Source organism: Pseudozobellia sp. WGM2, from assembly GCF_017810075.1.
Classification (GTDB): Bacteria; Bacteroidota; Bacteroidia; order Flavobacteriales; family Flavobacteriaceae; genus JADNYK01.
In genome coordinates this window covers 734,497-757,116 of the sequence record NZ_JADNYK010000002.1, presented here as the reverse complement: position 1 = coordinate 757,116, position 22,620 = coordinate 734,497, and the positions used below count along the sequence as shown (strand labels likewise).

15 protein-coding genes are annotated in these 22,620 nt (G+C 40.9%); 2 read left to right on the top strand and 13 right to left on the bottom strand.

Features of this window, described 5'->3' with window-relative positions; all coding sequences use genetic code 11:
• Window positions 1-2 precede the first annotated feature (2 nt).
• From IV512_RS06825 to IV512_RS06790, 8 genes are all read right to left on the bottom strand, one after another.
• The gene (locus IV512_RS06825; protein WP_209401829.1) at window positions 3-2,477 is read right to left on the bottom strand and encodes an ABC transporter permease; all 2,475 of its coding nucleotides are present in this window, start codon (window positions 2,475-2,477) and stop codon (window positions 3-5) included.
• Window positions 2,478-2,564: 87 nt separating this feature from the next.
• The gene (locus tag IV512_RS06820; RefSeq protein ID WP_209401827.1) at window positions 2,565-4,997 is read right to left on the bottom strand and encodes an ABC transporter permease; all 2,433 of its coding nucleotides are present in this window, start codon (window positions 4,995-4,997) and stop codon (window positions 2,565-2,567) included.
• 179 nt (window positions 4,998-5,176) lie between these two features.
• On the bottom strand, window positions 5,177-7,555 hold the full coding sequence (locus tag IV512_RS06815; protein ID WP_209401825.1) for an ABC transporter permease: 2,379 nt from the start codon (window positions 7,553-7,555) through the stop codon (window positions 5,177-5,179).
• 137 nt (window positions 7,556-7,692) lie between these two features.
• Window positions 7,693-10,122 (bottom strand): ABC transporter permease, encoded by a 2,430-nt coding sequence (locus IV512_RS06810; protein WP_209401823.1) that lies wholly within the window; start codon window positions 10,120-10,122, stop codon window positions 7,693-7,695.
• A 111-nt stretch (window positions 10,123-10,233) separates the two neighbouring features.
• A complete protein-coding gene (locus IV512_RS06805) occupies window positions 10,234-12,648 on the bottom strand; it encodes an FtsX-like permease family protein (RefSeq protein ID WP_209401821.1) in 2,415 nt (804 codons plus the stop codon).
• A 75-nt stretch (window positions 12,649-12,723) separates the two neighbouring features.
• Window positions 12,724-13,419, bottom strand: coding sequence for an ABC transporter ATP-binding protein (locus IV512_RS06800; protein ID WP_100869979.1), 696 nt, complete (start codon window positions 13,417-13,419; stop codon window positions 12,724-12,726).
• Window positions 13,420-13,486: 67 nt separating this feature from the next.
• Entirely contained in the window at window positions 13,487-14,737 is a 1,251-nt protein-coding gene (locus IV512_RS06795) for an efflux RND transporter periplasmic adaptor subunit (protein WP_209401819.1), read from the bottom strand.
• A 29-nt stretch (window positions 14,738-14,766) separates the two neighbouring features.
• Complete coding sequence (locus IV512_RS06790; protein WP_209401817.1) at window positions 14,767-16,113, bottom strand: TolC family protein; 1,347 nt, start codon at window positions 16,111-16,113, stop codon at window positions 14,767-14,769.
• Between the two features lie 214 nt (window positions 16,114-16,327).
• Between IV512_RS06790 and IV512_RS06785 the strand changes: the two genes are divergently transcribed.
• Both IV512_RS06785 and IV512_RS06780 read left to right on the top strand, forming a co-directional pair.
• Window positions 16,328-17,695: a sigma-54 dependent transcriptional regulator gene (locus tag IV512_RS06785; RefSeq protein WP_209401815.1), complete on the top strand. Its 1,368-nt coding sequence runs from the start codon at window positions 16,328-16,330 to the stop codon at window positions 17,693-17,695.
• A gap of 10 nt (window positions 17,696-17,705) precedes the next feature.
• Complete coding sequence (locus tag IV512_RS06780) at window positions 17,706-19,052, top strand: PAS domain-containing sensor histidine kinase (RefSeq protein ID WP_209401813.1); 1,347 nt, start codon at window positions 17,706-17,708, stop codon at window positions 19,050-19,052.
• A gap of 7 nt (window positions 19,053-19,059) precedes the next feature.
• On the opposite strand, the gene IV512_RS06775 is transcribed toward IV512_RS06780, so the two are convergent.
• The 5 genes from IV512_RS06775 to IV512_RS06755 form a co-directional block, all read right to left on the bottom strand.
• A complete protein-coding gene (locus IV512_RS06775) occupies window positions 19,060-19,395 on the bottom strand; it encodes an MGMT family protein (RefSeq protein WP_209401812.1) in 336 nt (111 codons plus the stop codon).
• Complete coding sequence (locus IV512_RS06770; RefSeq protein ID WP_100869985.1) at window positions 19,392-20,021, bottom strand: LysE family transporter; 630 nt, start codon at window positions 20,019-20,021, stop codon at window positions 19,392-19,394. Before IV512_RS06770 ends, IV512_RS06775 begins: the two co-directional genes overlap by 4 nt.
• Window positions 20,022-20,023: 2 nt before the next feature.
• Window positions 20,024-20,692 carry a tRNA (guanosine(46)-N7)-methyltransferase TrmB gene (gene trmB, locus IV512_RS06765; RefSeq protein ID WP_209401810.1) on the bottom strand — a complete coding sequence of 223 codons (669 nt, stop codon included), beginning with the start codon at window positions 20,690-20,692 and terminating at the stop codon, window positions 20,024-20,026.
• A 21-nt stretch (window positions 20,693-20,713) separates the two neighbouring features.
• The gene (locus IV512_RS06760) at window positions 20,714-21,796 is read right to left on the bottom strand and encodes a cell wall metabolism sensor histidine kinase WalK (RefSeq protein WP_209401808.1); all 1,083 of its coding nucleotides are present in this window, start codon (window positions 21,794-21,796) and stop codon (window positions 20,714-20,716) included.
• A gap of 98 nt (window positions 21,797-21,894) precedes the next feature.
• On the bottom strand, window positions 21,895-22,581 hold the full coding sequence (locus IV512_RS06755) for a response regulator transcription factor (RefSeq protein WP_100869988.1): 687 nt from the start codon (window positions 22,579-22,581) through the stop codon (window positions 21,895-21,897).
• Window positions 22,582-22,620 lie beyond the last annotated feature (39 nt).

Genomic DNA, 22,620 nt, shown 5'->3' with positions numbered 1-22,620 from the left:
AGTCATTCTGTGCGCAGGCTTTTTACGGGGTTGGCGGTAGCGGCTTTAATAGCTTGAAAAACCATCGTTAACATGGCTATGACCAGGGCCATAACACCGGAGCATAAAAACACCCACCACGGAATCTCAATCTTATAGGCAAAGTCTTGCAACCATTTGTTCATAAAATACCAAGCGATCGGTGAAGCAATCAGCATTGCAATTACAATCACTCTAATAAAACCGACAGCAAGTAAGCGTATGATTTCGCCAATACTGGCTCCTAAAACTTTTCTGATTCCTATTTCCTTTGTTTTCTGCTGTGCGGTAAAAGCTATCAAGCCCATCAAACCGATACATGCAATAAATATGGTTAGCACCGAGAAAATACCGAACAAATTTGCCTGTCTTTGATCTGAGAGGTATGCGGAGTTTAAATCATCATCTAAAAATGAATATTCAAACGGAACATCGGGTTGGTAGCTTGCCCATTTATTCTCGATAGCTTCTAAAACCCTTCCTGTATTGTTCGATTTGATTTTTAGGGTTATGTAGGAAGCATCAGAATTATAACTTTCCGAAGCATTGGAAAACAAAGCAAAGGGCGTGATGTGACTATGTAGTGATTCTAAATTAAAATCTTTTAAAATACCAATCACCTTATACGATTCCATTTTACCACCTGGGTATTGAATCATACTACCGATAGGGTTATTCCATCCTATTTCTTTGGCCGCCGCTTCATTAACTATTACCGATAAAGAGTCATTGAATTTGGAATCAAAACCTCTCCCTTCAATAAGCTTTAAATCTAATGTTGACATAAAATGTTCATCAACCAAGTAAGATTGTAAAATAATATCCTTTGCAATATTATCGTCCGAATTAATTGCTTCTGGAAAGTAAAAATCTCCAAAGGCATCTTTAGTTATCATACCTGAAGAAATTGAAGCACTTTTTACTTCTGATAACCCTGCGATTTCTGATCTAAAGCTTTCTTCGCTACCTTCCAACTTTTCGGTGTTCCGCAGTATCACTAAATTTTCTTTATCGTAACCGAGGTCTCGATTCTGTGTATAGTTTAATTGCAGGTAAACAATACTTGTTGCGATAACCATGGTAATGGCGATAGTGAACTGAAAAACTACGAGCCCGTTTCTGATAAATCCGCTTTTATTGTTTGCTACTCCGGTCAGACCTTTCAAAACATTGACTGGCTTAATGGAGGTAAGGTAGAGAGCTGGATATATGCCTGCCAAAAGTGCGGTCAGAATACTCAAACAGACAACGAACAACCAAATGCCATCTTCAAAGATTGATTGAAAAGGGAGAGTTTTACCTGATACCTGATTGAAAAGGGGTAGCAAGGCCCAGGCCAATAAGACTGCCAGTAATGTTGAAATGATCGTGTAAAAGACAGCCTCTGAAAGAAATTGTTTTACAAGCTGAATTCTGTACGAACCCAAAACCTTACGAACACCAATTTCTTTACCTCTTTTTGAGGCTTGTGCAGTGGCTAAATTGACGAAATTAACACAGGCTAAAACGATTATAAAAAATGCGATTACCCCGAATATGTACAGGTTTTTAATACTATTCTGTTCAGTTATTACGCTTGTTATCTCGCCAGAATGTAAATGGATATCGGTTAAAGGCTGTAAATGCAAATTCCATTTATTTCCATTTTCTAGAAAATCTTCATAGGGCTGACCAATTCTATCAAACGCATTCGCAGCGTGTACCTTTATCATCTCGGGAAATTGAGATTCAAGATGATTTAAAATATTGGGGTCAGCAGCGGCTTTATCGTTTAATTTTACATAGGTTGCCATTTGAAGCCACACCCAACTCCAATTAAAGTAGGTTACACTTTCGAAGTTTTTGACCGGAATCAAAATATCAAATTTTACAGAAGCAGGTAGGTTGGCCATATCTTTCAATACACCCGTAACCTTTAACGGTTTTCTATCTTTTCCATAGAAAAGTATTTTATTCATAGGGTCGGTATCTCCAAAATACTTTTGGGCGACACTTTTGGTAATGACCACACTATTGATTTCTGCAAGACAGCTTTTAGGATCTCCTTTTATCAAGGGATAACTGAGCACTTCGAGAAAATTTGAATCTACCGCATATACTCTATTTTCATTAAAAATTTGTTTTTCGTTACCACTGCTATATTCAAGAACATCAACTCCCGGTCTATATATTCTGGTAAAGCTCTCTATTTCAGGAAAATTTTCGACAAGTGTTTCACCTGCCGGGGGGGGTGTATAACCCGCATAAAACTCACCGTCACCCATCTTGCCTTTAATATTTACCCTATATATCTGGTCGGCATCGTTAAAGAATCGGTCATAGCTCAATTCATCGGTCATAAAGAGGGCTATTAAGATTACGCAGGTCAGCCCTATTGCAAGACCCGATATATTGATAAGGCTGTTGCTCCTGTATCTTATCGCATTTCTGAATGCTATCTTAAAATAGTTCTTGAACATGATTCTTGTTTTAAATGTTGTACGTTCGAGCGCAGTCGAGAACTAAATGACTTCTCGACTGCACTCGAGGAGGAAACACTAATAATTTCATTCTGTACGTAAACTCTTTACCGGATCCGAAATCGCTGCTTTAATACTTTGAAAACTTACTGTAACCACTGAAATAAATACCGCCACAAATGCTGCCAAAGCAAGTATCCACCAGGGAATATCAATTCGGTAACTAAAGTCTTGCAGCCATCGGTTCATGGCGAACCAACCCAAAGGCAATGCGACCAATACGGAAATCCCCACGAGCTTTAAAAAATCCAATGTCAACTTATAGGTTATTTGTGCTACGCTGGCACCCAAAACTTTTCTAACCCCAATTTCCTTTGTACGTTTTTGAGCATTGAAAGCTGCCAATCCAAAAAGTCCCAAACAGGCAATAATGATGGACAAAATGGTGAATACAATAAAAATATGCCCTAATCTTTGCTCCATTTGATAGGTATCATTGAAAGATTCGTTCATAAAATAATAGTCGAAAGACTGGCCGGGCACCAATTCGTTCCAAACACTTTCTATCTGGGCAATACTCGAACTAAAATCCCTCGGTTTCAACTTAACCACCATGGAATTGGAAAAATCACCCAACACCATATTCCACGCTCCAATTTCATTGCGAAGGGATTCAAAATGAAAATTCTTGACCACCCCAACTACGGTGTAAAACGAAGCGTCTTCATTTCCTAAATCGCTTGAAAATCTCTTTCCTAGTACCTCATCCGCCGTTTTACCCATTTTGGCCAAAGCACTTTCATTGATAATCATAGCTAGGGAATCAGTAGGAAAGTCTCTGCTAAAATCCCTGCCGACCACGACTTCTAAATCTAAGGTAGACGCGTAATCGTGGTCTACAAACCACCGTTGCATTTGTACGGCATACTCTTGATCGGTTATTCCCTCCTCAAAATAAGAATTATCACTTCTGCTGGAAGGTGTTGGCAAATAGCTGCTCAATGTCGCGTTTTCGACAGAAGTAAGCTTTTTGACCCGCTCTTTGAACGCCTGTCTTTGATTACCAAGGGTAAAAACATCATTAAGCACCAATACTTGTTCTTTGGAATAGCCCAAATCCTTACCTTGAATGTATTGCAGTTGACGATAGATCACCAAAGTGCCCACAATGAGAAATACCGAAATGGCGAATTGGGTGACGACCAATGCACTTCTTACCCGGCTTCCACCGATACTTTGCTCCCCGCTACCTTTTAGAACTTTCACAGGTTTAAAGCGCGACATAAAAAAGGCAGGATACCATCCGGAAAGCAACCCAAGAAAAACACTACCCATCAAAAGAAGTAACCAAAAAACAGGGCTGTTAAAAGGCATCGCTATTTCTTTACCTGCCAACTCATTAAAATAAGGCAATGCTGAAATAGCCAGTAGCAATGCGACTACTAAAGAAGCAAAACTGATGAGACCCGCCTCTGTTAAAAATTGGCTGACCAGACTTTGTTTTTTTGAACCCAGGGTTTTTCGAATACCTACTTCTTTGGCCCTTTTTAAAGAATGGGCCGTTGATAAGTTCATAAAGTTGACACTCGCTAATATGAGTAAAAACAAACCAATGGAAGCCAGGATATAAATGTTTTCAATTCTACCGTTCTGACTTAATTCTATATGCCGATTGGAATACAAGTGAATATCTTCCAATGCCGTTGTACTATAGCGAACGTAATTGCCCGAGGCCAGGAAAGACTCTTCGGTAATCCCGGGATAATAGCGTTGGACGGAAGGTATCATATGTGAAGACACCAACGATTGCAGAGGGGCCTGAAAATTCTCAATAGAATAACCGGGAAGCATTTTTACAAACGTAAAGTAGTTATGACTACCCCATTGGGTTGACCGGGAGTCTTCAAAACCCAACATGGACATAAAAACCGTGTGTTCACGTAGCAATGAATTTTTGGGCATATCCTCAACCACGCCGTTCACCGTATAGACTTCTTCATTGTTCAATCGGATGGTTTTACCCAAAGCTTCGGAATCTTTAAAATACTTCTGGGCCGTACTTTTGGTCAGCACCAAGGCATTGCTATTTTCCAAGGCGGATTGCACATCTCCTTCCAGAAATTGCAGACCGAAAAACGCAAAGAAATTAGGATCTACGTAAGCGGACCTATCTTCTTTACCATCGTCTTTGGAGTTCTCTCTTGAAACCAATAAGCTTCCCCAATTTCGTATACGGGTTACCGTTTCTACCTGATCAAAATCTTTCTCCAAAACGGAAGCCATGGGAGCCGCCGTTTCAGCCATATTCATTTCTGCGCCCCCAAATTTTATATCGGCATTGACTCTATAAATTCTTTCTGAATCTGCGAACATGGTGTCGTAATTCAGTTCGTCATAGATGTAAAGGGTTATCAAAATGGCTCCCGCCATACCAATAGCCAAACCGAACACATTTAAGGAGGTGATAAAGGGTTGCTTTTTAAGACTCCTCCAAGCGATTTTTATATATATTTTGAACATGGTTTTCGTTTTATGATGATGATGGTTTCGTTGTTCGTTGTTCGTTGTTCGTTGTTCGTTGTTCGTTGTTCGTTGTTCGTTGTTCGTTGTTCGTTGTTCGTTGTTTGTTGTTTGTTGTTTGTTGTTTGTTGTTTGTTGTTTGTAAGGAAAAAAGCAACTTTTAACTATTAACTATAGATTCACTCCGTTCGTAAACTCTTCACCGGATTGGTCACCGCCGCCTTAATGCTCTGGAAGCTCACCGTAGATATGGCCACGGCCAAAATAGTAATTCCGGAAAGGGCAAAGACCCACCAGTTCAGTTCAATGCGGTAGGCAAAACCTTGCAACCACGTATCGGCCAAGAAATAGGCTGCCGGAAAACCGATCACCAGGGCGACTATGATTAATCGAGCAAAATCTTTTGTCAGCATTTGGGCAATCCTTGGCACCGAGGCGCCCAAGACCTTTCGAATGCCAATTTCCTTGCGACGTTGTTCCGCCATGTAGGCCGAAAGTCCCAAGAGGCCAAGGGTGGCCACAAAAATGGCCAGCAAACAAAACAACATGGTCGTCTGTCCGGTTCGTTTTTCACGTTCGTAGAGTTTGGCCAAATTTTGGTCCAACAGCGAATAATTAAAATCAAGATAGGGCACCACTTGGCCAAACTTTCCCTTGAGCATGGCCAAGACTTCCGATTCTTCATTTCCCTTGAACTTCGCCAACAAATATCCCTTCGATTCGCTGGCCGCATTATGAAAGGCATAGGCTCCAATGGGCTGGTGCAGGCTTTCATAATTGAAATCTTCGACCACACCGACCACCGTTTGTGGCACACCGATAAAAACCTCTTTGCCCACGGCCTCTTCCGGCAACAGTCCCAAATAATCCACGGCCTTCTTGTTGAGCACTACCTGCATGGTGGTGTCCGTGGCCATTTTGTTCTTGGGCAGGGAAGTACCGGCCAGCAATTTAAGATCAAGCACCTCAACAATGGACGACTCGGCGACATTGGTCTTGATGTTCAGGCCATGTTCATCGGTCGGTTTTTTGCGCAGCGAACGCCCACTTACATCCCTTCCCGGGAAGCCTTGGGAATAGCCTACGGCACTTATTGCGGCCATCTTTTCAATCTCTTGGGCCAGGGCAGTCTTGGTGGCCTTGTCCCGAATCCCGTTCACGGAAACCGCAACAACATTGTCTGGCGTGAATCCCAATTTTTTGTCTTGAATGTATTTCGTTTGTAAATAAATGGTTAGTACGCCCACGAGCAAGATTACCGAAACGGCAAATTGCATTACGACCAAACCCTTTCTCAACACTACATTGGCCGCACTGTTATTGGCATTGGATAGGGCAGCCCTAGGGGCAAAACGAGACAGGTAAAACGCCGGATAGGCACCGGCCACCAAGGCAATGGCCAACCAAAGCAAACCAACACCGACCATAAAGGGCATAATTTCGGTAGTGCCAAAACTAATTACACGCCCCACCAAGCTCTGGAAAATGGGCAGGAACAAAATGGCCAATACCGCACCAAGAACCACCGAAACCCCTGTAATCGTGGCCGCCTCGACATAAAACCGGGCCAATAGGCTTTTTCGAGATGCCCCCAAGGTCTTGTTGACTCCCACTTCCTTGGAGCGTTTCAAGGATTTTGCCGTAGTAAGGTTAATGTAATTCATGGCGGCGATCAGCAATACGACTAAGGCTAAAACGGCCATAGTGCGCACCTCACCGGCATCACCGATATGGGCGGCATAGGAATTGCCATAATCCGAAGAATATAAATGGACATCCCCCAAAGGCTGTAAGGACAAACTGTACCATTGTTCCTCCTTGGGCGTATGGGCATCCAACATTTTGCCCATTTGGGCGATGGTCGTCTTTTTGGAAACCTTGTCCTTGAGCAAACAAAAGGTCTCGAAACTGGCATTGGACCATGCTTCGTTTTCATAAAACCAAGTGCCATTGCTCGAGGCCAGCATATTGGCATTGATCGAACTGTTGGGCGGAAAATCGGCAAACACCCCAGTGACCGTGAGTTCATTGTTGTTATCGACCAAAAGGGTCTTCCCCATGGGGTCTACCGAACCAAAGTATTTGCGTGACGTAGCTTCCGAGAGGGCTATCGTATTGGGTTCGGTCAATGCCGTTTGGGGATTTCCCTTGAGAAAAGGGATATCAAAAATATCGAAGAGCTCCATATCCACCCAAAACAAATCGTTTTCGGTGAAATTTTGTTCGTTTGCCCGAATGTTTGCCGAGCTCCCAAAATCGTGTTTTAGCATACGGGCGGCAGTTTCCACATTGATAACTTCCTTGCGCATGGTAGCCGCCAAAACCGGAGGCGCCGTGGCCCAGGTGCCGTAGCCAAAATCCCCATCGGTTTCTACGAGCACCCGATGGATACGTTCTTTTTTGGCATACATACCATCAAAACTGCGTTCGTTGGCTATATAAAGTGCCAATAGAATAATAATGGCTAACCCCACTGAAAGTCCGGCCACGTTGATCGCGGAAAACAGGCGATCGGACTTAAAGCCCCGGAATGCCATTTTTAGATAAGTTTTGACCATTTTGGTTTATGGTTTATGGTTTATTGTTGTTCGTTGTTCTTTCATCTCGACTGCGCTCGATGTGACAGTTCGTTGTTCGTAAGGGAGAAAGTATCATTTAACGTCTCACTAGTAACTCATAACTTTTAACTATAGATTCACTCCGTTCGTAAACTCTTCACCGGATTCGCCACCGCAGACCTCAACGACTGCATGCCCACCGTTAATAGGGTAATCATTAGGGCAAAACCGCCACTTAGCACAAATACCCACCATTCAATTTCAATGCGGTACGTAAAACCTTCCAACCAGCGCGACATCAACAGATAAGCTATGGGTGAAGCAATCAAAAAGGCTATCAGCACCAGTTTCACGAAGTCTTTTGTCAGCAATTGCACTACTGAATGCACACTTGCTCCCAATACTTTCCGAATTCCTATCTCTTTTTTCTTTTGTTCGGTTACATATGAAATCAATCCAAATAGGCCCAAACAGCTAATGAATATCGCCAAAAAGGTAAATGCCACGGAAATGAGTCCCAATCGCTTTTCCTCATCATAGAGACGCTCTACTTCCTTATACACAAAACGGTAATCGAAGGGCACGTTGCTTACGGTAGATTTCCATTGGTCTTCCATTCCTGCAAGTAGGCTTCCATAATTATCCGTATTGGTTTTCAAGAATAGCCAATTGGGTTCCGTTTCCTTATGAAGAAACAGGGGCTGAATCTCTTCCCGAAGGGATGCAAAATGATAATCTGCCACCACACCTATGATGCGCATTTCAAAGGTTTCTTCATCTGTGCCTTGAAGTAAGGTACTACTCAAAGCATTCTCAAGTTTTATATTAAAAGCTTTTAAAGTAGCCTCATTTACAATAATTTGGTCAACGGTATCGGCCGCCGTAAAGTCACGTCCTTCCAAAATGGATATACCCATAGTTTTGAAATAACCATCGCTCACTCCATTTCTTTTTACCACCGTTCTGTTTTCGCTGTTCCCTCCGGGAAGGTAAAAACCGTTGTCGGCCAAAATCATTTCCGAAGGGGCATAATTACCACTCGCCACACTGGTCACCCCTGGAATGTTTAAAAAAGATGATTTTAAGGATTCAAACTTGCTGGAAGCTTCTTCCGTACCGATTCTTAAAGCAATTAGGTTGTCTTTTTTATAGCCCAAATCTTTGGTCTGGGTGAATTTAAATTGTTGGGAAATAATGATTACCGTTGCGACAAGTCCGATAGAGACCACAAACTGAAATACGACCAAGGCCTTCCGGAAATTTCCGCTACCAGATTGTAGAACAGTAGCACTTTTAAGTGCCTTGACCGGTTTAATGGAAGAAAGGATAATGGCAGGATAAATACCGGCCGCCAAGCCCGTAACAACTCCTATCACCAACAAAAGTGACACAATCTGCCATTGGTATAGATGCAAATAGGTCAAAGATTCTTGAGTCAGGTCATTTATAATTGGCAGTAAAAGAATTACGATGGGTATGCTGATAAGCATCGCAAAAAGTGACATTAACAGCGACTCGCCCAAGAACTGCCGCATTAAGGCATTTTTTCCGGCACCTACAACCTTACGAACCCCTATTTCACGAGCCCTTTTACTTGCTCTGGCCGTACTGAGGTTTATAAAGTTAATACAGGCCACCAACTGAATAAAAAAGGCCAAGCTCAACAGAAAATATAGAAAGGTAATATCAGAAACTTTGTCCAGTTGGTTGCTTCTACCCTCACTGTACAAATGAATGTCTTTTATTTTTTTCAGTTCTAAAATCTTATTGCCCATTCCAGCACTCTTCAAATCTTCGGAAGCCCTTTCTTGTATAAACCCCGGTAATTTCGCTTCCAATTGGGAGGCATTAACGTTGGGATCCAATTTCACATAACTATGCACAAAGTTGTTGGTAGCGAAATTGTCAAAATTCTGGACGAAGGTGCCCATCCCGGGGGTGCCCATACTTACCAAGTAGTTAGGGTTGAGGTGTGACTTTTGGGCCTTCTCATCAAAAACCCCTTTTACCGTTAGCGTAAGTGCTCCATCACCGCTTCCCCAAACAATAGCTTTGTTCAAAACCTCTTTCTGCCCGAAAAGTTTATCGGCCAAACTAGACGAAAGCACTACTGCATTGGGCTCATTGAGTGCAGTTGTCTTATCACCTTTCAAAAATTTGAAATCAAAAACCTTAAAAAAGGTGGAATCTGCCATATAGACCCGAGATTCGTAGTACGAGTCTTCGCTATCGGCGGCACGCATCAACATACTATAGAAAACGTCGGTTAGCACTACTCTGGTAGCTTCCTCTACTTCAGGATAATCTTCTTTCATAGCAAAAGCGATGGGTGGTGATGAAGTTGACGAGTCAAAAGGCTCTTGGCCATCGCGTTCAATGACCGTTTCAACACGGTAAAGACTATCGGCATTATCGTGATGTTTGTCATAGCCCAACTGCGCAAAGACATACAGAAGAATGGCCAAGCAACTAACTGTACCCATGGTAAGGCCCAAGAGATTAATGATAGTCTGCTGTTTATTTTTCAGCAGGTTTCGCCAAGCGATTTTTATATAGTTTTTTAACATGATGATCTTTTTTATTTATGTCTGTTCGAGTACCTCAACTCTAATTCTGTATAAAATTTGTCTTAAACCAATGACCTCTAGACTGCGCACTAAGGGACAAAGTATACAACTTCATTCTGTTCTTAGACTTTTTACAGGGTTAACACTGGCCACTTTAATCGCTTGAAAACTCACGGTTAATAGCGTAATAAGCAACGCCCCACCAATAGCCAACCCGAAAACCCACCAAGAGATTACCATACGGTATTCATAGTTTTGTAACCATCGATGCATAAAATGATAGATGAGGGGAATTGCAATTGTGCATGAAATCAATACCAGTAAAACAAAGTCTTTCGACAGCATTCTCCATAAATTCAGCATAGATGCCCCCAAGACCTTTCGCACGCCAATTTCTTTAGTGCGTTGTTCAGCTACAAAAGAGGCTAGACCAAAAAGACCCAAACAACTTATAAGAATGGCCAAGAACGTAAATACCCCCGCCAATCTTCCTAAACGTTGTTCCGACTCGAATTTGACAGCATATTCTTGATCTACAAACTTGTAATCGAATTTAGCGGAGGGCACTACCTTGGCAAATACGGTCTCTATTTTAGAAATGGCAGAACTTATACTTGTTTCCGGTTCTAACTTGATGTTTATATGATTTACATTATCATAATCGATATAAAAAAAGGCTTGTTTTACAGGCTCGTAAGGCGATTGCATTACCATATCTTTTGTTACCCCGATTATCTGTGCACGGTTAGGCCCCCCAAATTCAATGAAGGTTCCAACGGGGTTTTCTAACCCCATATAAGCAACAGCTGATTCGTTAATTATAATTGCCAATGAGTCTGAAGCGTAATCCCTTGAAAAATCCCTTCCTTCTACAAATTGCCACCCTACCGTTTTTCCATAGTCATGTGTAACTCTTAGAATTCCGAAATCAGGTGACAATTCGGGATCTTTGCCAACCCAATTAAGACCTCCTCCACCGTTGCTGTGAACACCCATTAAGGGCGAAGATGATTGAGTCATTTCTTCAACTGCACCTGTATTCTTCAGTTCGGCACGAAGCAAATCGTACTTACCGGCGTATTCCGGATTATTCATCGGAACCGATATCAAATTATTTTGGTCATAGCCAAGTGGCCTGTCTTTAGTAAATTCAATCTGATTGAAGACAATGACGGTACCCACGGCTAGCATTATGGAGACCGCAAATTGAAACACGACCAGCACCTTTCTTGGAGCGGTTGCGTAACGACCAGCCTTAAAGGTGCCCTTTAAAACTTTGACCGGTCTGAAAGAGGAAAGATATAACGCCGGGTAACTACCTGCCAATAGACCGGTGATGAGTATGGTAAATACTATGGCCAACCAAAAAACTGGATTTGCCCAAGGGATTTCCATTGCTTTTCCGGCAAGGTCGTTAAACCAAGGAAGGGATAACAGTACCAATAAAAAAGCCAATACCGTTGCCAAACTGGAAATCAATAGCGATTCACTCAAAAAATGAAGTACCAACTGCTTCTTTTTAGAACCAAGCGTTTTTCTAATACCTACCTCCTTCGAGCGTTTTTCGGAACGTGCCGTACTTAAGTTCATAAAGTTGATGCACGCTAAGAACAGAACGAATGCTCCGATTGCGATAAACAGCCATACAAAAGTGATCCGACCCTCAGTTGGTTTGCCTTGCTCATCGAATTCGGAGTATAAGTGCCATTTGTCCATCGGATAGGCAAAGGGATGCAAACCACGTCTTCCAAAAATCTCGAGTTCATCAGAAGGGCCGTATTGTGTATATAGATTTTGTAAGGCGGTATTCGTCGATTCAAAATCGATTCCGGGTTTCAATTGCACGTAGAGCTGAAAAGACCAATCGTCCCAAACCGTTTTGATTCGTTTAAAACGTTCGGGTTCGTTGGCCTCCACTAAATTCCAATTACCAAAAAACTTTAAATACCCAAAACTGTTATTTTTGGGCAAATCTTTATAAACTCCCTTTACAACGGCATCCATTTCGTTATTGATCTTTATGGATTTTCCTATGGGATTTTCATTTCCGAAAATAGCTGTAGAAGCTGATTCTGATAGTACGACGGCATTTAATTCTTCTAAACTGGCATGAGAACCTTGAATCATTTCCAACGAAAACATATCAAGAGCTCCACTTTCAATAAACTGCCCGCTTTGGGTGAAACTTTCCCCAGATTCAGTAAGTACATAATCACCACCCCAAGTCGAGCGTAAAACGTGATCGAAGTAATCGGAATAATTCTCCTTTATAACAGTTCCCATGGTATATAAAGTAGAGTTAAATGTACCTATTTCACCGGTAGTCAAGTTCTGCCCTCGATTATAAATTTGAGCGATTTTATCATGGTTTGTATGGTACTTGTTAAATGTAAATTCATCGATGACCCAAAGACCGATCATGATTACCACAGCCATACCCAAAGCCAAACCCCCGATATTAATAGCTGAATATCCCTTATTCCGTTTTAAGTTTCTCCACGCTATTTTTAAATAGTTTTTGAACATGACTGCTGTTTTTAGATTGATTCTGTTGACGTTTGTCCTTGATTAGAGGCTGCTTGATTGATGAATAAACTCCTTTTACATCATGGCTCCTATAGCTCTATTTTGGCTTTCGGTTACGATTTGGCCATCGAATAAATTGACCACCCGATGTGCATAATGCGAGTCTCTATCTGAGTGTGTAACCATAACGATAGTGGTGCCTTCTTGATTCAGCTCAGTCAGCAAGTTCATGACCTCGATGCCATTTTTAGAGTCTAGATTACCCGTAGGTTCATCGGCAAGTATCAATTTCGGGTTGGTAACGACTGCCCTAGATATGGCCACACGTTGTTGCTGGCCCCCTGATAATTGTTGTGGAAAATGTTTCTCTCGATGGGCAATTTTCATACGCTCCAAAACCACACGTACTTTTTCACGACGCTCTTTTTTATCCATTTTAAGATAAATCAAGGGCAACTCAACATTTTCGTAAACGGTAAGCTCGTCAATAAGGTTGAAGCTCTGAAATACAAAACCTAAATTACCCTTTCTTAATTCGGTGCGTTGTCTCTCTTTAAGGTTGCTTACCTCATGCCCTGCAAAATTGTAGCTACCCTCGGTAGGGTTGTCCAACATGCCTATAATATTCAGCAATGTAGATTTACCACAGCCCGACGGCCCCATTATGGCCACAAATTCGCCTTCTTCGACTTTCAAATTCACCTTGTTCAAGGCCAAGGTTTCCACCTCCTCGGTTCTGAAGCTCTTTTTTAGATTCTGTATCTGTATCATTTTTTGATTGATTTTAGGTTGTTATTATAAAAGACTATCATTTAATAGCTTAGTGACAGTTTTCGGCTTACTTTAATACAATTTTTTCGGCTTCCCCAAAGGAATCATAATTACTGGTAATCACCTTCTCGCCAGCTTCAAGACCTTCAAGCACCTCATAATATCTAGAGTTTTGCTTTCCGATTCTAATATTTCTCTTCATAGCTTCATCACCATCCGGAGCAACTACAAAAATCCATTGTCCGCCTGTGCTTTGAAAGAAACTTCCTTTGGGCAACAATAAGGCATCACTAGATTCACCCAACTGTAATCGAATATTATAACTCTGCCCAGAGCGAATGGTCTCTGGTTTCTCTTCGGTAAAGACCAAATCTACTTTGAACCTGCCGTTACGAACTTCAGGATATACTTTTCTTACCCGCAACGGGAACTGATTACCATTTCTTTCCAACACCGCAACAAGATCTCTCTTGACCCGGTCGATGTAATGCTCATCTATATTGGCTTCAATCTTATAATCGGTCAACACATTAATCTGTCCTATCCTTTCACCTTGAGATATACTTTGGCCAATCTCGGCGTCAAGAAACCCCAATTGCCCATCGGCAGGGGCCCGTACATTTAGATGGTCTAATCGCTGGTAGACCATACCCAATGTTTTTTGCATTCGGTTCAAATCGGCATCAAGACCTGTAAGCGATGTTTTTCTAAGTTCATCGTCTTGCTCCGTTTGTAGCTTTACAATGTCATACTGTTTTTGGGAAAGCTCAAAATTTTCTTTGGACAGTAAATACTCTTCTTTCGAAATAAGTTCCTCGTCATAAAGAGCCTTATTCTGTTCAAAATTTCTCTTTAGACGTTGCAAATCTGTACTTGCGGTTGCGAGAGAGCGCCTACCTTCCACTTGGCGGGAATCAAACGTCAACTTGGTAGACCTTAAATCATTTTGTTTGAGTGCAAGGTTACTTTCGCTCGCTAAAATTTGCTCATACAAATTCATGTTTTCAAGCTTCAAAATAATATCGCCCTTTTTGACCATTGCCCCTTCTTCAATCAATTTTTCGCTAACTCGGCCACCTTCATAGGCATCCATATAAATCGTGGCAATCGGTGCAACGTTGCCGCTGATCGTGATATAGTCATCAAATTTTCCTTCGGTTACCGCAGCTACGGAAAGTTTTTCTTTATCGGTTCGAAAAGTAGATACCGAACTGGCGAACAGCAGTTGGTATCCCACAAAAAGCAGCAGCAGGCCCAAGGCAATGTAACCGTAATGTTTGAGCCGTAATCCTTTTTTCTTTTCTAATTGTATATCCATTATATATTTATTATCGTGGTTAGTTGCTTTTATTGAATGTCAAAAACGGGTAGTCCGCGGTAAAAATCCAATGTGCTTTTATTGATTTCCGACTGAAGCCGTACCTGTAAGTTCTCGTTTTGGGCGCTTGCGAACAAATTCTTTGCGGTAAACAGCTCTAAGGCATTTATAAGTCCCTTTTCATATCTCTTTTGAGCGATGGTAAAAGCCAATTCTTGTGCCCGTACTTTTTGAGTGCTTTGTTCTCGCTGTATTTCTAAAGATTCATATTCTTGCACCAGCTGTTGAATGGCCTGAAAAATCACTTGCTGTTGAACTTTGAGGTTATTTTCCGCCCTAGACCTTTCTATTTTTTGCTGTTTTATTTGAGAGCGTGTGGCCCAAGCATTACTGATAGGAACATTTAGACTCACCCCGATAAACTGGGAAGTATTGTCTCGAAACTGGTCTCTAAAAGGTACTGTAACCCCTAAAGAATCTCTTGTTGTTTCAAAATAACCGGTAGAGGTACCAGCAAATAATGCCAATGATGGGTACAACCCACCTCTTTCCGCAGCCAATCTTTTTTTGGCAGCCTTTACTCGTAGTTGCTGTGCCTTAAGCATGGGCATAAACTCTTGCGCCTCACGAAAAATAGAATCCGATTGCATAGGCTGGCTTTCTTGAGCTGAATCATCAAAACTTAGATTTTCTTGTATTTCTATATCGCTCGCACCTTCTAAGTTCATTTCTTGAATCAATTGCAATTTAGCAGCTACCAATTGGTTTTCACTTTGAGTGAGATTCAGTTTATCGGTCAGCAATAAAGATTCGGCCTCATAGAGGTCTGCACCGGCTTTGAGCCCTAACTCGATTTGTTTGGCGACCAAATCATAGTTGGCTTGAGATACAGACATCTGTTCTTCTGAAATGGCCACAAGGCCCTTGAAAAATTTAATATCGTAAAAGGCCTGCATTACTCGAAAAGCGAGTAAATACCGTTGCTGCAAATTTTCTTCTTGAGTTGCCTTATAAAGAAATTTCGTAGCCTTAATATTATTCAGCTTTTGAAAACCCCTAAACAAATCGACCGAACTCTCTAAGGTATATCGATTGGAAAAGAAATCGGTGGTTACAACATCATTGGTAAAAGGGTCGGTACTACGACCAAAATTAATTACGTAATTACCCGATCCCGTAACCGTAGGAAGCAAATTTCGAATTGATTGACGATAGCTTTCCCGGTTGGCATCGGTGTTATAGGTAAAATCTTTCAGTTGCAGGTTATTTTTTAAGGCATAGGCCACACATTCATCTAGCGTATAAACTTCTTGCGCCGTTAGCTTGGCAGTGATGAGCAGAATAACTAAAACTAAAAATCTAAATAATTGAATCATAATCTTGTTGGTGTGCCAAACTTAATACGATTCCCGTGCCAACTAATTAAAAAACTATAAATCAGATGATTGCAATAATCAAAATGAAGATAATGATTTCAAACTGTAAAATATATATACAACAAATGTCAAATTTTTTGACAGTGTTCAAAATTTGTAAAATTCGAATTGTAGTTTTAATCTTAATTGGTAAAGCCTCTAGCACTAATAACCGATGGTTGAAGCGAACATATTAATTATTGATGACAACAAGAGTGTACTTAGCGCCCTTGAAATTCTGTTACAGTTTGAATACAAAAATATTCAGACCATTTCGAACCCCAATCAAATTACTTCATTCCCCAAGTTAAATGATATTGATATTGTGCTGCTCGACATGAACTTTTCTGCCGGGGTAAATACGGGCAATGAGGGACTTTACTGGTTACGTGAACTGCAAAAAAAGGCGCCCCAAACTTCAGTAATAATGATGACGGCCTATGGGGCCGTTGACTTGGCCGTGAAGGCGTTAAAAGAAGGCGCTTCAGATTTCATACTTAAACCTTGGAACAATGATAAGCTTTTGGCCACAGTTAAGTCAGCCTATGAACTCAGAAAATCAAAGCAAGAGGTCACCGAACTCAAACAAAAAGAAAGTCGTCTAAAGCAGGTCATCAACCAAGGCAAGAACTACATTATTGGCAATTCAAAAGCTCTAAATTCAGTACTGAAGCTAGTTTCGAAAGTGGCGAAAACCGATGTCAACGTTTTGATAACGGGAGAAAACGGTACCGGAAAAGAACTGATTGCACGAGAACTTCATAGGCTTTCGAGCCGAAACAACGAAGTTTTCATATCTGTTGATATGGGTTCGATTTCAGAAAATCTCTTTGAAAGTGAGCTATTCGGGCACACCAAGGGCTCTTTTACCGATGCTAAGGAAGATAGGGCCGGAAAATTCGAGGCAGCTAATGGGGGCACCTTATTTCTAGATGAAATCGGCAACCTCTCATTGCAGGCACAGGCCAAGTTGCTCTCCGCCATTCAGAACAGAACCATTGTACGCGTAGGGTCTAATAAGCCTATTGCCGTTGATATTCGATTAATTTGTGCGACCAATGAGAATTTGGACCAAATGGTGGCAGACGGACTTTTCAGAGAAGATTTGTTATACCGTATCAACACCATACGAATTGAAGTACCGGCCCTGAGAGAAAGAGATCAAGATATTTTGGTTCTATCGGATTTCTACCTTAAAAAGTTTACTTCAAAATATGGAAAGCCCGGGTTACGAATAAATCAATCTGCCCAAGAGAAGTTATTAAGTTATAGTTGGCCGGGGAATATTCGAGAGCTTTTACATACCATAGAAAGAGCGGTTATTTTATCTGAGGGAAATGTGTTGAAACCGGAAGATTTTTTACTTAGCAACAAGACCACGGTCTCATCAAATTTAAGCGGACCTTCAACCCTAGAAGAGATGGAACTCTTTATGATCAATAATGCTCTTGAACAAAACGAAGGAAATTATAGTGCGGCAGCGGAACAGTTGGGAATTTCAAGGCAGACACTTTACAATAAACTTAAAAAAACAGGAAAGTAAGTGCACAAAAATGGTCAGTAAACATATTTACATACAATTGGTTCTACGAATCATACTAATTACCCTTACCGCACTCTTGGCAGGTTTTCTGTTTTTTAGCGAACGCTACATACTTTCTTTTGTCATTCTTTTTTTGCTCGTTTTACAAACCTATTTTCTCATCTATTATGTCAATCAGACCAACCGAAAGATTGCTTATTTCTTTGATGCCATAAAAAATGAGGATTTTACCCTTCGATTTCCTGAAAAGCTTAGCGTGCAATCATTGAAAGAGCTGAACCATAGCCTTAATATGTTGAATTCGTTGATTCAAGATATCCACCTAAAAAAACAGGCCCAAGAACAATTTTACCAAGAAATTCTTAAGCAGGCCGATATTGGTATTATGACCATCAACTCAAAAGGCCATATTCTCTATGCCAATCCCACCATAGAGAAATTACTGAATTACCACCCCTTGAACCATGTTAAACAATTAAAACAAATCGACGAAAGTCTATACTCAAAATTCGCTGACCTAAAACCCTTTGACAGCAGTATACATCAATTGACCAATGAACGTGAAAAAACCGAGCTTGCGATAAAAGCAACCGCTGTAAATGTTGAAGAACAATCTCATTTATTGGTGGTCGTACAAGACATTCGCAAAGAGTTAGATGAGCGCGAAACCGACTCATGGGTGAAACTGATTCGTGTGCTCACCCATGAGATCATGAACACCATTACACCAATAACCTCAATTTCTGAATCTATTCTGAAGTATTACCAACTGGGGGAAACTTCAATAGCAGGGAAAGATTTGCCCGAACGACATTTGAAGAGTACGGTTAAGGGCCTCGAAGTAATTCACGAACAGGGCAACGACTTGATGAATTTTGTACAGTCGTATCGAAAATTTCTTAGCGTACCAGAACCTGACAGAGAGCTTGTACCTGCCTCTAAGTTATTAGAAAAAGTTAGCCTTTTATTAGAAGAGCAATCGAAAATCGAACATTTTAAAATTGAGACCTTGGTCGCTCCTAAAGATTTAGAACTCTTTATCGATGTTAAGCAAATCACTCAAGTTTTGGTGAATTTGGGTAAAAATGCAAAACAATCGCTTGCGGCTCAAGAAGATGGCAAAATAAAATTTTTGGCCGGTGTCGATAAAAAAGATAAGAAATTCATACAGGTTTGGGACAATGGCCCAGGGATACCTTCTGACCTTATCGATGAGATTTTCGTTCCTTTCTTTACCACCAAAAATACGGGTACCGGTATAGGGTTAAGTCTTTCTAAGCAAATTATGAGGTTGCACCGCGGCACTATTCAAGTAACTTCGGGCCAGCAGACCATTTTTACGTTGACTTTTGATTAAAATAAAGCTAACCCAGCTCTTTAAAGGGATCCCAAAAGTGCTTTTCTAAATTAATGATTTGATTATCAACTACCTTAACCCCTTCATTTTCTAACAATTGTTGCATCAAGTTGGTACCGTCGAAATGGTGTTTGCCCGTAAGCAGACCAGCTTTATTGACTACACGATGCGCAGGCACCCCTTCAACCGTGCCGGCCCCGTTCAATGCCCAACCTACCATTCTAGCACTGCGGGCGGCACCTAAATACTTGGCTATCGCCCCATAGGAAGTAACACGACCTTCAGGTATTTCTCTGACCACCTCATACACTTTTTGAAAAAAATTTTTGTTCTCGGGTTTCATCTGTAGAATATTCTCGAAAGCGTTATGGCCAAAAGAATTAGCATTAATAGACTTAAAATATAATTACTGTTCTTAGAAAATCTGTTGGTCTTGTTCTCTAACTTGTTGAAATATACCGTATACATGTATAATACCGCAAAAGTACCCAGACCTGCAGCGAGAATAAAGACAAGAATATCCGCAACCTGAAATTTGATCCATCCAGAGGCATTCCACATAATATTGAGTCCGCTGTAATAGGGTATGGTCAATAAGTTGACAGCCCCCAACAGCATACCCTTGAAATAACTGTTCTTCTTGCTGACCTTAACAAATTCTGGCTTTTTTCGTTTCTTTTTTTTTGCCGCCACATAGAAATAGATGGTGAAAAATGCAAATACCCCGACCGCAAACTTCAAGAGTAAATCGATAATTTCGGGGTTTTTATAAAGAAACTTTGAGATATATACCGCTATTGTGGCCTGCATAAGTACCACGGTCGAAACACCGAGACTAAAGATAATACCGTTGGTCTTTCCTTTTTCTACACTGGTTTTAGCAGCGTTCATGTTCAATAGACCAGGGGGCACCGTTGCCATGAAGGCAGCTGAGAATGTAGCAAAGAATAAAATCAACAAATGCAACATAATCAGTTAACCTTGAATTGAATATAGGTAATCGGTTTTCCGATTTCAAGGTACTGTTTTTCATAAAATGTCTGAAGCTCCAATACTTCTTTGGGGCTTCCTTCATTTTTATACACATCGTGGTTCGCATAGGTAACCTCTAGCCCTAGACCATGTAGTAAACCAAGGGTGTAACCATGCATAAATTCACTATCGGTCTTTAGGTGCATTTTACCATCCGCTTTTAAAATACTCCGATATTTGGTCAGAAATGACTTATTGGTCATTCTATGTTTGGTACGCTTATATTTTATTTGGGGATCGGGAAAAGTGATCCATATTTCAGAAATCTCGTTTTCAGCAAAGACCTCATCTACCAGCTCTATTTGGGTTCGTAGAAAAGCAACGTTCGACATGTTTTCTTCCATGGCCGTTTTGGCACCTCTCCAAAGGCGCGCACCTTTAATATCAATGCCTATAAAATTTTTAGAACCATCCCTTTGGGCAAGTCCTACAGTATATTCACCTTTGCCACAGCCTAATTCTAAAACTATTGGGTTATCATTACCAAAATGTTCTGCCCACTTACCTCGAAGTGAAAATCCGTTCTTGATTTCTTCCCTACTAGGTTGAATTACATTGTCGAACCCTTCGTTCTCTCTAAATCTCTTAAGCTTGTTCTTACTTCCCACTCAACACTACTTTTCTTAATTTCAATTTTCAATATTTTTTAAATGATCTTCTTCATCCTCGTCCGTGGCCTTTTCCAAGGTAAATGAAAATTCAGAGCCTACACCTATTTCACTTTCGACATAAATTTTCTCTTTATGCGCTTCAATAATATGTTTTACAATCGACAGCCCTAAACCGGAACCTCCCTCACTACGGCTACCACTTTTATCGACCCGATAAAAACGTTCGAAAAGACGTGGAATATGCTGCTGAGGAATACCCTCGCCGTTATCGGTAACCCTAATAATGACCTTATTTTTAATAAGATTTTCTACGCTCACCTCTGTCGTACCCTCTGGATGACCATATTTTATAGAGTTCACCAGTAGGTTTGTGACCACTTGTTGAATTTTGTCTTTGTCACCGAATACATATATAGGTTTACTATAATCCATATCAAAGGTGAGAACAATATTCTTTTTTTCGGTTTTCATTTCAAGAAGGTCGAAAACACTCTGAATAAGATCGATAATATCGAATTTCTCTTTTCTTAGATTAAGATCGCCCACCTCAAGTTTAGTAATAAGGTCGAGATCTTTAACAATGTAAATAAGACGTTCTACCCCTTTATTGGCCCGTTGCAGGTACTTCTTTCGAACGCTTTTGTCATTGATCGCACCATCTAACAGCGTTTCTATATAGCCTTGTACCGTAAATAATGGAGTTTTCAATTCGTGGGAAACATTACCTAAAAAATCTTTTCGATATTCTTCACGAATCTTTAAAGTATCGATTTCTACCTTTTTGTCTTTGGCAAATTTCTCGATTTCTTCGGTCAAGGTTTTCATATCGGTGGTAATGGGCCCCGACACCAACGAAGAAGACTCTAACAAAGCCACATCGTCGTAAATCTGTTTGATGCGGCGATAAATAAAATGTTCGATACGAATTTGAAGCACAATAAAAGCGACCACAAATAGCAACAAAACAGTAATAGCGACCATTACCAAGTCAAAGGAATTAAACAGAAATAAAATTCCGGATAAAACCAACGCAAAAACTAAAGAGATAAAGATGGAAGATCTGAGCGCAAACCGGTACGACCGTTTTAACTTTGTGGCCATTTTTTACTTTGAGTTTATAACTAGCTGCACCACGTCGTACACCGTGGGCAAAAGCCCAAAATTAACGCAAATAAGTCAAACCGAAGGAAAGATATGCGCTAGAGTACAAATTTGTACCCAACACCCTTGACGGTTTTAAAGTGGTTTTCACCAATTTTTTCACGAAGTTTTCTAATGTGTACATCGATGGTACGGCCACCGACCACTACTTCATTACCCCAAACCCGATCAAGAATGACCTCTCTCTTGAACACTTTACTAGGCTTAGACGTCAACAATGCCAATAGTTCGAATTCTTTACGGGGAAGAACGATTTCTTCACCGTTATTTACAATTTTATACTCTTCTCTATTTATTACGATATTGCCCACCTTCACAATATCTTCCTGTGGCGATGCATCTTCTTTGAGCCTTCGTAAGAGGGCCTTTACCTTACTCACCAAAACTTTGGGTCGAATCGGTTTTGTAATATAATCATCGGCCCCGGCATCAAACCCGGCAACTTGAGAATAATCTTCACCGCGAGCCGTTAGAAAGGCGATAATAGTGTTTTCTAGACCCGTTGTGCCACGAATAATCTCGCAAGCCTCGATTCCGTCCATTTCAGGCATCATTACATCTAAAATGATTAAGTGAGGCTGCTTTTTTTTGGCGATCGCCACACCCTCTACACCATTCTTGGCAGTAAAAACCGTATACCCTTCCGAAGTAAGGTTGTACCCTATAATCTCCAGAATATCAGGCTCATCGTCTACCAATAGTATTTTAATGTCTTTCTTTTTCATTTGGTACTGGTCTATGTTAACTGGCCGAAGATAAAGATA